The organism is Streptomyces sp. QH1-20 (assembly GCF_041283565.1).
Lineage (GTDB): Bacteria > Actinomycetota > Actinomycetes > Streptomycetales > Streptomycetaceae > Streptomyces > Streptomyces syringius.
Map to the genome: position 1 here is coordinate 2,051,698 of NZ_CP166299.1, position 12,154 is coordinate 2,063,851.

The following is a 12,154-nucleotide window of genomic DNA, read 5'->3' on the forward strand; positions in this document are numbered from 1 at the left end:
CCCTGCGTAACCGAAGAGCGGTACTCGCCGGCCGCGGCGCTGCGGAACTGCGGGAAGGCGTCGGGCGACAGTTCCTCGGAGATCGGCCGGTAGGCACCGGCTCCTGCCAACGGGCCCCCGGCGGTGCCGAGGGCGGCCGTGGTGCCGGTGAGCTCACCGGCACCGGTGAAGCGCGTGGGCCGGTCGAACAGGGTGCGGGCGCCCGCACCGAGGTAGTACTGGGCGAAGTCGTCGGTGTCGGCCTCGCCGACCCGCGAGCTGCCGCCCGCCCGCACCCCGGCGGTGATCAGCTTGCCGCCCTCGTTGACGAAGTCGCGTACGGCCAGCAGGGTGGCGCCGTCCGGGCGGGAGGTGCCGCTGTACCAGAGCACCGTGTCGAAGTGCCCGAGCACGCCCAGCGCGGGAGGCGCGCCCTTCTCGGCGACGTCCCAGACGACGGCCCCCCGGCCGTTGTCGGTCAGGGCCTTGGCGTACAGGGCGGCGTCGCGTGCCGCCTCCTTGCCGCCCTCGTCCGCGACGACCAGGGTGTCGGCGCGGGGTGTCCGCGCCACGGTGTAGGTGAAGGGCTCGCTCGCGGTCCGCTCGCCCTCGCGGGTGCGGCCGGTGAACCAGACGCTGACGGTGGAGCCGGGGCGGGCACCCTCGACGGTGGCGCGGTACTGGTCGAAGCGGATGTTGTCCTCGCCGCCGTAGCGGTCGCCGCCGTCCCAGGCCGCGAGCTCCTCGGTGTGCGTACGGCCGCCGTCCACACGGTAGTTCAGGTGCTTGTCGCGCACGCTCCGGCGGGCGGTGACGGCGACGCTCTGGTCGCCGCCGCGCGCGTAGGAGGTGGTGAAGGCGTGCGGGGTGAAGTCGGGGGCGTCCAGGCCGACGGCGGAGGCGGGGCGGTCACCGCGGCCGGCGGTCTCGGCGACGGACAGGGCGAAGGGGATGTTCTTGGCGAACTCCTGCTGGATCAGCTTCTCGTCGTCGGGGAAGGTGAAGCCGGACCGGCAGTCGGCGGGGTCCCAGCGGTCGCCCGGGTCCACCTTGGAGGCGGTCTGGCAGGTCGACATCTCGGGGGTGAACATCATGGTGCCGTTGACGTTGCCCGCGTGGCCGTCGGCCTCGCCGTTGGTGGTGTAGAGCTCGGAGGAGAGCTGCGGCCGGTAGCCGGGGACGGCGGAGTTGCCGGGCGTGCCGGCGAGGGCCCGGTAGAGGACGTCGTCGGGGGTGGGGGTGGCGACCTGCCAGCCCACGCCGTAGAGGATCAGCTCGGCCGCCGAGTGGTAGTTGACGGCGTAGCGGAAGCGGTGGCGCTTCTCGAAGGCGTCGACGGCCCGCGTCTCGGGCTCGGAGGAGGGCGCGGGGCCGCGGTAGGTCTCGGACGCCGGGCGCGGTGACGAGCCCTCGTTGTCGTAGCCCCACTTGTAGGAGAAGTTGCGGTTGAGGTCCACGCCGTCGCCGGCGGTGATCTTCCCGTCGCCGTTGTTGTCGCGGAGGTTCTTGCGCCACAGCCGGGTGGCGGGACTCTGGAAGGTGTGGTCGTAGCCGTCGGGGTTGGCGGACAGCACGAACCACACCTCGGTGGAGTCCACGATCCTGGTGATCCGCTCGTCCTTGCCGTAGCGGTCGAGGTAGTGGTGCATCAGGCGCCGGGTCATCTCCGGCGTGATCCACTCGCGGGCGTGCTGGTTGGACATGTAGAGCACCGCCGGCTTGGCGCCGTCAGGGCTCTTCGCCGCGTTCCTCGACACCTTCATGGCGAGGATGTCCTGGCCGCGCACGGTCTTCCCGATACTGACGACCTTCGTCAGGCCCGGGTGGGCCCGGCCGGTGTCCCTGATCTCCTGCTGCAGTCCGTTCTTCCCGCTGTACGGGCGGAAGACGCCGTCGCCGGCGGCCTCGGTGCGCTTGCGGACGCCCTCGGGGACGCGTCTCTCGGTGAGGTCCACGCCGTGGCCGCGCAGTTCGCGGGCCTGTGCGCCGGTGAGGTGGACCTCCACGGGCACGGCCTTGTCTCCGGTGATGCGCTCGCCCAGTTCATGGCCGTCGAGGCCCGCCGCGAGCAGCAGCGGGACCTGGGCGGCGGTGACCCGTGCGGTCCATACGGACAGGTCACCGGCGTCGGCCCGGGGGGCCGCTCCGGTGGATGGTCGCGCGTGTGCCGTGGGCGTCGCGGCGAGCCCGCCGAGGAACAGCGAAGCCACCATGAGGACCGATCCCGCCCTGCGTCGCATGAGCCCCCCATGCTGTTGTCCGTCACATCGGTACGTGGCCGCCAGACTCATAACCCTTCATGATCATGTCAATGACGCCTTTTGCGTCGCCGTCCCCGGGCCCACGCGGCCGGGTGCGCACAGCAGACCGCCCCGGCACCCTCATGGGTGCCGGGGCGACCCTTCGGAAGCCTGAGTGGTCAGCCGACCATGCCTTCGGCCATCTCCTCGGAGAGGTCGGAGAGGTCCGACAGATTCGACTCGGTGCCGGGGATCCCCAGATCCTGGGCGCGCTTGTCGGCCATGGCGAGCAGCCGTCGGATCCGGCCGGCGACGGCGTCCTTGGTCAGCGGCGGGTCGGCGAGGGCACCCAGCTCCTCCAGGGACGCCTGCTTGTGCTCCATGCGCAGCCGGCCCGCGGCGGCGAGGTGCTCGGGCACCTCCTCGCCGAGGATCTCCAGCGCCCGCTGGACCCGGGCGCCCGCGGCGACGGCGGCACGCGCCGAGCGGCGCAGATTGGCGTCGTCGAAATTGGCCAGGCGGTTCGCGGTGGCCCGCACCTCGCGGCGCATCCGCCGCTCCTCCCAGGCCAGCACCGACTCGTGCGCGCCGAGCCGGGTCAACAGCGCGCCGATGGCGTCACCGTCCCGGACGACGACCCGGTCGACGCCCCGCACCTCGCGCGCCTTGGCCGCGATCTGCAGCCGGCGGGCCGCGCCGACCAGCGCGAGCGCCGCCTCGGGGCCCGGGCAGGTCACCTCCAGGGACGAGGAGCGGCCGGGCTCGGTGAGCGAGCCGTGGGCGAGGAACGCGCCCCGCCAGGCGGCCTCGGCGTCACAGGTGGCGCCGGAGACGACCTGCGGGGGCAGCCCGCGGATCGGCCGGCCGCGGCCGTCGACCAGGCCGGTCTGCCGTGCCAGCTGGTCACCGCCCGCCACCACCCGCACCACGTACCGGCTGCCGCGGCGCAGCCCGCCGGGGGCCATCACCACCAGGTCGGAAGCGTGCCCGAAGATCTCCAGGATGTCCTTGCGCAGCCGCCGGGCCGCGATCCCGGTGTCCAGCTCCGCCTCGATCACGATGCGCCCGCTGACCAGGTGCAGACCGCCCGCGAACCGCAGGATCGCCGAGACCTCCGCTTTCCGGCAGCAGGTGCGGGTGACGGGAAGCCGGGAGATTTCATCCTTCACCGCTGCCGTCATCGCCATGGGCCGATCCTTCCATGCATCCGAAAAATACGGTCGTACGCGGCGGCCAACAGCTCCGGGTCATGCGTCGGGCAGCCGTCGGGAGAGGCGACCGGCGCCAGCTCGACCGTTGCCCCGAGCCGCTTGGCGGCGTCGGTGAGGCTTTCCCGGTCGGGCACGGCGGCCTCGTCGGCCAGCACCACGTCCAGGGCGAGTTTAGGGGCGTGTCGGGCCAAAACCTCCAAATGACGCTGCGGGGAGAAGCCATCTGTTTCGCCGGGTTGCGGTGCGAGGTTCAACGACAGGACCCGGCGGGCCTTGGTCTCCTGCAGTGCCTGGAGGAGCTCGGGGACCAGCAGATGCGGGATGACGGAGGAGAACCAGGAGCCGGGGCCGAGCACCACCCAGTCGGCGTCGAGCACCGCCTCGACGGCCTCGGGCACCGCGGGCGGGTCCTCCGGGACGACGTGCACGGACTGCACATCGCCCGGGGTGAGGGCCACGGTGGCCTGGCCGCGGACGGTGCTGATGGTGTCGGGCTCGGCCGGGTCGTGGCCCCGGACGAGCGCCTGCAGCTCCAGCGGGACCGCGGACATGGGCAGCACCCGGCCGTGCGCGCCGAGCAGCTTGCCGACCAGGTCCAGGGCGCTGACGTGGTCGCCGAGCTGCTCCCAGAGGGCGACGATCAGCAGATTACCGACGGCGTGGCCGTGCAGGTCGCCCTCGCTGGCGAAGCGGTGCTGGATCACCCGGGCCCAGGTCTGGCCCCAGTCGTCGTCCCCGCACAGCGCGGCGAGGGCCTTGCGCAGGTCACCGGGGGGCAGCACGCCCAGCTCGTCGCGGAGCCGGCCGCTGGAGCCGCCGTCGTCGGCGACGGTGACGACGGCCGTCAGATCGCCGGTGATACGGCGCAGCGCGGCGAGCGAGGCGGACAGCCCGTGGCCGCCGCCGAGGGCGACGACCTTGGGCTGGGCACCGGTGTACGCCCGGCCCTCACGGCCGCGGGCACGGCCAGGGACGAGTCGGCGTACGCGGCGCAGCCGGGAGGTACGGCCGGTCACTCGCGCCCCATGTCCCGGTGGACGACGACGGTCTCGACGCCTTCCGAGACGAGGCGGTGGGCGAGCTTCTCCGACATGGCGACGGACCGGTGCTTGCCGCCGGTGCAGCCGACCGCGATCGTCACATAGCGCTTGCCCTCGCGGCGGTAGCCCGCGGCGATGAGCTGGAGCAGCTCGGTGTAGCGGTCGAGGAACTCCTTGGCGCCGGGCTGGTTGAAGACGTAGCCCGAGACCTCCTCGTTGAGGCCGGTGAAGGGGCGCAGCTCCGGGACCCAGTGCGGGTTGGGCAGGAAGCGGCAGTCCACCACGAGGTCGGCGTCGACCGGGAGGCCGTACTTGAAGCCGAAGGACATGACGGTGGCCCGCAGCTCCGGCTCCTCCTCGCCGGCGAACTGGGCGTCCATCTTGGCGCGCAGCTCGTGGACGTTGAGGCTGGAGGTGTCGATGACGAGGTCGGCGTCACCGCGCAGCTCGCGCAGCAGGTCGCGCTCGGCGGCGATGCCGTCGACGATGCGGCCGGAGCCCTGCAGCGGGTGCGGCCGGCGCACGGACTCGAAGCGGCGCACCAGGGCGTCGTCGGACGCCTCCAGGAAGATGACCCGGCGCTTGACCTTCTTGGCGGCCAGGTCCGCGAGGGACTCGCGCAGATTGTCGAAGAAGCGCCGGCCGCGGACGTCCACGACCACGGCGATACGGGCCACGTTGCCCTGGGAGCGGGCGCCGAGGTCCACCATGGTGGGGATCAGGGCGGGCGGCAGGTTGTCCACGACGAACCAGCCGAGGTCCTCCAGACACTTCGCGGCGGTGCTGCGGCCCGCCCCCGACATGCCGGAGATGATCACCAGCTCGGGGATTCCCGTTGTCTCGCCGGTCGCATCCACCGTCGTGCCCGTACTCACCTGTGCTCCGTCTCCGTCGCTGCCGTTCATGCTGTCTTCCCCCGTTCCGCTGACGGCGCCGCGGGCGCGGCTCCGTCTTCCATACTGCGGCCTTGGGGTGTCCAAGGCCCAAACTCCGGGCGCCCGGCTCCGGCGCGTCCGGAGCCGGGGTGTCGGGGGACGGTGCCCATCATTCCTCGGCCCCGTCCATGATCTCGCCCGTCGCGGTGTTGACCGCCGGGGCGGGCGCCGATGCGGCGAGGGCGGCCACGATCGTCTCGGCCGTCTTCCTCCCGATGCCGGGCGTCTCGCAGATCTGCTCGATCGTCGCGGCGCGCAGCCGCTTGACCGAACCGAAGTGCTTGATCAGTGCCCGCTTGCGGGTGTCGCCGAGGCCGGCGACGGCGTCGAGGGGCCCGGCCTTCAGCGTCCCGGCGCGCTTGCTGCGCTGGTAGGAGATGGCGAACCGGTGCGCCTCGTCGCGGACGCGCTGGAGGAGGTAGAGGCCCTCGCTGGTGCGCGGCAGGACGACGGGGTCCTCCTCGTCGGGCAGCCAGACCTCTTCGAGGCGCTTGGCGAGGCCGCAGACGGCGACGTCTTCTATACCGAGCTCGTCCAGCGCCCGCTTGGCGGCCGCGACCTGCGGCCGGCCGCCGTCGACGACGACGAGCTGCGGCGGGTAGGCGAACCGCTTGGGGCGGCCGTCGTCCTCCCGGCCCTCGGCGGGGACGGCACCTCCGGTGGCCCCCTCGATGGCGTCCTCGGGTGCCCCCTCGGCGGCGCCCTCGGGGCGCTCCTCCCACTCCCCCGTCTTCTGCTTCTCCGCGAGATAGCGGCGGAAGCGGCGGCCGATGACCTCGTGCATGGACCGGACGTCGTCCTGGCCGGCGAAGGACTTGATCTGGAAGCGGCGGTACTCGCTCTTGCGGGCGAGGCCGTCCTCGAAGACGACCATGGAGGCCACCACGTCCTGGCCCTGGAGGTGGGAGATGTCGAAGCACTCCACGCGCAGCGGCGCGGTGTCGAGCCCGAGGGCCTCGGCGATCTCTTCCAGGGCGCGGGAGCGGGTGGTGAGGTCGGAGGCGCGCTTGGTCTTGTGCAGGGCGAGGGCCTGGCCGGCGTTGCGCTGGACCGTGGCCATCAGGTCCTTCTTGTCACCGCGCTGGGGGATGCGCAGATCGACGCGGGCGCCGCGGCGCTCGGTGAGCCACTGGGCGACGGGCTCGACCGGATCGGGGAGGGCGGGGACGAGGACCTCCTTGGGGACCGAGTCGCCCTTCTCCTCCCCGTACAGCTGCTGGAGGGCGTGCTCGACCAGGCCGGCCGTGTCGACGGCCTCGACCTTGTCGGTCACCCAGCCGCGCTGGCCGCGCACCCGCCCGCCGCGCACGTGGAAGATCTGCACGGCGGCCTCCAGCTCGTCCTCGGCGACGGCGATGAGGTCGGCGTCGGTGGCGTCGGCGAGGACCACCGCGTTCTTCTCCATGGCACGCCGGAGGGCTTCGAGGTCGTCGCGGAGGCGGGCGGCCTTCTCGTACTCCATCTCCTCCGCGGCGTCGTGCATCCGCTGTTCGAGGCGGCGGAGGTAGGTGCCGGTGCGGCCGGCCATGAAGTCGCAGAAGTCCTCCGCGAGTTCGCGGTGCTCCTCGGGGGTGACACGGCCGACGCAGGGCGCGGAGCACTTGCCGATGTAGCCGAGCAGACAGGGGCGGCCGATCTGGGCGGAGCGCTTGAACACCCCGGCCGAGCACGTCCGTACGGGGAAGACCCGCAGCATCAGGTCCACGGTCTCGCGGATCGCCCAGGCGTGGGCGTAGGGGCCGAAGTAGCGCACGCCCTTCTTCTTCGGTCCGCGCATGACCTGGACGCGCGGGAATTCCTCGCCCATGGTGACGGCGAGCGAGGGATAGCTCTTGTCGTCGCGGTACTTGACGTTGAACCGCGGGTCGAACTCCTTGATCCAGGAGTATTCGAGCTGGAGCGCCTCGACCTCGGTGGAGACCACGGTCCACTCGACGGAGGCGGCCGTGGTGACCATGGTGCGGGTGCGCGGGTGCAGCCCGGCGAGGTCCTGGAAGTACGAGGAGAGCCGCTGGCGCAGGCTCTTCGCCTTCCCGACGTAGATCACCCGGCCGTGCTCGTCACGGAATTTGTAGACCCCCGGCGAGTCGGGGATCTGTCCCGGCTTGGGTCGGTAGCTACTGGGGTCGGCCATGTCACACACCCTACTTGCGGGCAGTGACAACGCGGTCGCCCAGCCGCCCCGGCGCGCACCACGGGCCCGCTTCCCGGGGTTCCGGGGAGCGGGCCCGTGCCGGGCCCCGGCGACGCGATATGTGCCGGGGCCCGGGGTGAAACGATTCCGCGTCGGCGGTCCGTCAGCGGCGGCGCAGCCTGCGGCCCGCCACGGCGACGGCGCCGAGCGCGACGAGCGCCCCGGCGGCCGTCGCCGCCGAGGCCGCGCCGAGGGGACCGGCCGTGCCACCGTCCTTCACCGCGGCCCGGGTCTCCTCCCGGGCCTCGGCGGGCGCGTCCTGCTCGCCGTAGCCGCCCGCCTGCCCCTTCTTGGCGTAGGCGGAGCCGGGCAGCTTGTCGCCGTACGCCGCCCGGACGCGGTCCCGGTAGCGGTCGAGGGTGGTCCCCTTGGTCCCGATCGCCCGGGTGGCGTCCGGGTCGAGCGGCAGCACGCGATCACCGCGCTGGACGTACCAGGCGTCGATCTGGGGCTCGCGGAAGACCGTCCCGCCACCGAGCCGCGCGCCGCCCTCGGCCGCGTAGCGCGTCTCGTCGTCGCCGGTCGCGATGTTGACGACCTTCCAGGCGTCCCCGGCCCGCACGGTCCACACCGAGGCCTTCCGCCCGTCGGCGGAGACGGCCTTGCTGGCGAGGAAGTCGAGCGAGGCGACCGGGGCGTCCGCCTTGCCGGCCACGAACTCCGGGGCGAGCGTGTAGACGGGCACGGTGCTCCCCTCGATCCTCGGCTTCGTCTTCGCCGGGGCGACAGCGCCGTCCCGGGCGAAGAAGCGGGAGAGGGTGTCGAGGGTCGCCGGGGCCGCCGCCGCGTCGTGGGCGGCGGCGACCGCGGAGGCCGGCGGGGGTGTGGGGGCCGCCGGCACCTGGGCCGCGTGGGCGAGCGGGGCCAGGCCGAGGAGGGCCGCGGTGAGGGCACCCGCGGCCGCCGCACGGGCCGCGGTGTTCCGCACGGTGCTCTTCGAGGTGTTCGTCATGACCTCACGCCCCGATCCGGTAGAGCGAGTGCGTCCAGGAGAACTCGTTGTTGTTGACGTACCAGTCGTGCGAGGCCCAGTTGTAACGGCTGTTGGAACCCCACGGGTCTCCCCAGTAGACCCAGCTCTTGGCGTCGTCGAAGCCGTACAGGACGTGCATGTGCCCGCCGCCGGAGGACCACTGGATGCGGGTCTCGATGGGCCGGTCGGCGTTGATCTCGCTCTGCACGGTCGGGTAGCGCAGCCATCCGGTGACGTACGAACCGGGGTTGATGCCCGCCCAGCGCAGCGCGGTCTGCACATGGCCCAGGGTGGCCTGGTTGTTGGGGCACTCGGTGCCCTGCTGCCGGTTGAAGGCCGCGTTGCAGAACTGGTTCTGGCTGTAGGTGCGGCCGAACCAGGTGGCGATGGTGTTCCCGGAGGCCGCCCAGCACCAATTGCTCTTCTGCTGGGCCTGCATGGTGATGCCGAGCTTCTTGCTCGCCAGCAGGCCGGCCTCCTCGCCGGTCGCCGCACTCGCCGTGGTGGGGACGGCGAGCAGCGCGGAGGCGATGAGGGTGGCCGCGGAGAGACGGGCGAGGGGGGCGGGCGCGGTCAGCCGTCTGCCGCGTATACGGGTCGTTTTCGGTTGTGCCGAGGCACGGGTCATGGCGTTCCTCCCGTGGCGGGGGGTTGTGGTGGAGGAGCGCGTCCGGACGCTGATGGGAGCATCAAGGTGTTGTCGGTGACCGGTCAACAAGCTTCAATGCGAAGTGAGACAGCGGTGTGAACAGCTCGAACCGGAAGTGAACGGCCCGTGCCCACGCAGGAGGATCACGGCGGTCCCGGCGACCCGAGATCTCTCCACCGCTCGTGAATATTCACTAAGGAGCGGCGGATGGGGCGGAGTGGCATACCGGCCGAGGCGGCCGAGGCGGAACTCGCGCGGGCGTTGCACTCGGGCCCGTTCCATCTTGCCCTGCGGACGGCGCTGACGGTACGGGGCCTCGCGCTGCACCGGGTGCAGCACCGGCTCGCGCAGCGCGGGGTGAAGGTCGGGCTGACGAGCCTCAGCTACTGGCAGCAGGGGGCCCGGCGGCCGAGACGGCCGGAGTCGCTGCGGGCGGTAAGGATGCTGGAGGAGGTCCTGGAGCTGCCCGCCGAGTCCCTGACCCGGCTGCTGGCCCCCTCGGCCGCCGAGGAGACCGGGCGGCCGGCGGCGCGGTCGCTGCGCTCCCTGGTGGAGGGGCCGCGCGCGGTGGAGCGGCTGCTCGCGGAGCTGGAGTCACCGGCCGACGGCGGGCTGCACACCGTCTGCCATCTGGAGCGGGTCCTCATCGGCGACCGGCGTGAGCTGCGCAGCCGTGACTCCCACCACGTCGTACGGGCGCACCGCGACGGGGTGGACCGCTATCTGGCCCTGCACCGCGGGGACACCGGCTGCGACCCCGAACGGGTGACCGTGCGGGCGTTCGACAACTGCCGGGTCGGACGGGTGCGGTGGCACGGCCCGTCGGGCGTCCTCGCCGCCGAGCTGCTCTTCGACGTACGCCTGCGGGCCGGGGACACCTACGTCTTCGGCTACGGCTTCGACGACGGCACCGCCGGTACGAGCGGTGAGTACGTCCGCGGGTTCAGCTTCGCGGGCGGACAGTACGTGCTCCAGGTCCGCTTCGACGCCGCCGCCCTGCCGGTCCGCTGCCGCCGCTTCACCCAGGCGTCGGCCAGTGCCCCGCGCACCGGGCAGCAGGAACTGACGCTGGCGGGGCGGCACCGCGGGGTGCACCTGGTGGAGCAGGGGGTACGCCCGGGAATCCTGGGGATCGCCTGGGACTGGACGTGAGGGGTCTGTCCTGCGGACGCACCGGCTGAGCTCAGCCGAATCAAGCCCGCCCGGCGGTCAATCACCTGGGACAGGACGTGAGGGGTCTGTCCTGCCGACAGCCCACTCGCTGAGCTCAGCCAAATCAAGCCCGTCCGGCGTTTGAGGACACCGCCGCGCAGCGGTGGTGCGGGCGCCACGGGCCCGCAGACCGTTCACATGATCCGCCGGACAGGCCCACCGCTCTGCCCGTCAGGTCAGGCCTCAGGACCCGCGATCAGCTTGCCGTCCGCGGCCTTGACAGGGACGGCCGGCAGCGGGGCGCCCGCCGGGCCCTGGAGGACCTTGCCGGTGGCGGCGTCGAAGAGGCTGCCGTGGCACGGGCAGTGGATCTTGCCGTCCTCGATCTTGTCGGCCACACAGCCCGCGTGCGTGCACACCGCGCTGAACGCCTTGAACTCACCCTTCGCGGCCTGGGTGACCACCAGCCGCTGCTCCCGGTAGAGCCGCGACCCGCCGACCGGGACGGCCGAGGGCGCGCCGAGGTCCACCGGGGCGGTGGGCGTCGGAGGGCCCTTGGGCGCCGACTCGCCGCCCCCGCAGGCCGCGGCGCCGAGCCCGGCGGCACCGGCCAGCGCCGCTCCTCGCAGCACGGTACGGCGGGAGGCTGGCTGGCTGGTCATGGAGGCTCCAACGGCTGAGCTGCGAAGAGGACGCCTCGACGATACCGGCACCCTTTCGTCCGCCTGCGACATGGCAGGCTTGGGCACCCGCACCCGCACCCGTATTGGCCTCGGCATCGGAAAGGACGCCCTCTCGTGATCGTCGTAGCCGGAGAAGCCCTGATCGATCTGGTGCCCGGCGGTGCCGGGGGCGACGGCGACCTGCCGGCGCTGCTGCCCCGGCGCGGCGGCGGCCCGTACAACACGGCGGTCGCGCTCGGGCGGTTGGGCACCCCGACGGCCTTCTGTTCCCGCGTGTCGACGGACGGCTTCGGCGAGTCCCTGCTGGAGGGCCTACGCGCGGCGGGGGTGGACGTCACCTCGGTACGGCGTGGTCCCGAGCCGACGACGCTCGCGGTGGCGGCCGTCGGCGCGGACGGGTCGGCGGGCTACCACTTCTACGCCGACGGCACGGCGGACCGTCTGTTCGAGCTGCCGGGACCACTGCCGGAAGGGACCACGGCCCTGTGCCTGGGAACCTGCTCGCTGGTGCTGGAGCCGGGGGCGAGCGCGTACGAGGCGCTGCTGCGGCGCGAAGCGGGGCGCGGGGTGTTCACCCTGCTGGACCCGAACATCCGGCCCGGTCTGATCCCCGACGCCGATGCCTACCGGGCCCGCTTCCGCTCCTGGCTGCCGCAGGTGTCCCTGCTCAAGCTGTCCGTGGAGGATGCCGAGTGGCTGGGCGGCCCGGCCCGGGAGTGGCTGGCGGCGGGACCGGCGGCGGTGGTCGTGACGGACGGCGCGGCGGGACTGTCCGTCCTCACCCGGGGCGGGGAGCGGTACTCCGTGCCCGCGGCGGCGGTCGGGGGTGGGGTGGTGGACACGATCGGCGCCGGCGACACGGTGAACGCCGCGCTGCTGCACCGCCTCGCGGAGCACGGCGCGCTGTCGCCCGCCGCCGTGGCGGAGCTGACCGGGGCGGACTGGCTGGACATCCTGGACTTCGCCGCCCGCGCGGCGGCGGTCACCTGCTCCCGGGCAGGAGCGCAACCGCCGTACGCGGCGGAGCTCGGGCCTGTCCGGCGGATCAGGTGAACGGGTGCCCCGGACGGGCTGGGTGTGGCTGAGCTCAGCCACACC

At 72.8% G+C, this 12,154-nt stretch carries 9 protein-coding genes and 1 pseudogene; 2 read left to right on the forward strand and 8 right to left on the reverse strand.

Going from position 1 to position 12,154, the window contains the following annotated elements; genetic code table 11:
• Positions 1–20: 20 nt before the first annotated feature.
• The 7 genes and pseudogenes from AB8O64_RS09165 to AB8O64_RS09195 form a co-directional block, all read right to left on the reverse strand.
• Positions 21–2,219 (reverse strand): annotated as a pseudogene (locus tag AB8O64_RS09165) (M14 family metallopeptidase); the annotation flags it as partial.
• A 179-nt stretch (positions 2,220–2,398) separates the two neighbouring features.
• Positions 2,399–3,406, reverse strand: a complete 1,008-nt coding sequence (whiA, locus tag AB8O64_RS09170; protein ID WP_071964484.1) for a DNA-binding protein WhiA — start codon at positions 3,404–3,406, stop codon at positions 2,399–2,401.
• Entirely contained in the window at positions 3,397–4,446 is a 1,050-nt protein-coding gene (gene yvcK / locus AB8O64_RS09175) for a uridine diphosphate-N-acetylglucosamine-binding protein YvcK (RefSeq protein ID WP_130877217.1), read from the reverse strand. The genes whiA and yvcK overlap by 10 nt, the downstream gene beginning before the upstream one ends.
• A complete protein-coding gene (gene rapZ / locus AB8O64_RS09180; protein ID WP_365214079.1) occupies positions 4,443–5,375 on the reverse strand; it encodes an RNase adapter RapZ in 933 nt (310 codons plus the stop codon). The genes yvcK and rapZ overlap by 4 nt, the downstream gene beginning before the upstream one ends.
• 139 nt (positions 5,376–5,514) lie before the next feature.
• Entirely contained in the window at positions 5,515–7,539 is a 2,025-nt protein-coding gene (uvrC, locus tag AB8O64_RS09185) for an excinuclease ABC subunit UvrC (protein ID WP_370418704.1), read from the reverse strand.
• 163 nt (positions 7,540–7,702) lie between these two features.
• Complete coding sequence (locus tag AB8O64_RS09190; protein ID WP_370418705.1) at positions 7,703–8,551, reverse strand: hypothetical protein; 849 nt, start codon at positions 8,549–8,551, stop codon at positions 7,703–7,705.
• A 4-nt stretch (positions 8,552–8,555) separates the two neighbouring features.
• A complete protein-coding gene (locus AB8O64_RS09195) occupies positions 8,556–9,200 on the reverse strand; it encodes a papain-like cysteine protease family protein (protein ID WP_370418706.1) in 645 nt (214 codons plus the stop codon).
• Between the two features lie 228 nt (positions 9,201–9,428).
• Here AB8O64_RS09195 and AB8O64_RS09200 point away from each other — a divergent pair, with 228 nt between their 5' ends.
• Complete coding sequence (locus AB8O64_RS09200) at positions 9,429–10,373, forward strand: hypothetical protein (protein ID WP_370418707.1); 945 nt, start codon at positions 9,429–9,431, stop codon at positions 10,371–10,373.
• A 236-nt stretch (positions 10,374–10,609) separates the two neighbouring features.
• Here AB8O64_RS09200 and AB8O64_RS09205 read toward each other — a convergent pair whose 3' ends face one another.
• The gene (locus tag AB8O64_RS09205; RefSeq protein WP_370418708.1) at positions 10,610–11,035 is read right to left on the reverse strand and encodes a Rieske (2Fe-2S) protein; all 426 of its coding nucleotides are present in this window, start codon (positions 11,033–11,035) and stop codon (positions 10,610–10,612) included.
• 135 nt (positions 11,036–11,170) lie between these two features.
• Between AB8O64_RS09205 and AB8O64_RS09210 the strand changes: the two genes are divergently transcribed.
• Positions 11,171–12,109 (forward strand): carbohydrate kinase, encoded by a 939-nt coding sequence (locus AB8O64_RS09210; RefSeq protein ID WP_370418709.1) that lies wholly within the window; start codon positions 11,171–11,173, stop codon positions 12,107–12,109.
• Positions 12,110–12,154 lie beyond the last annotated feature (45 nt).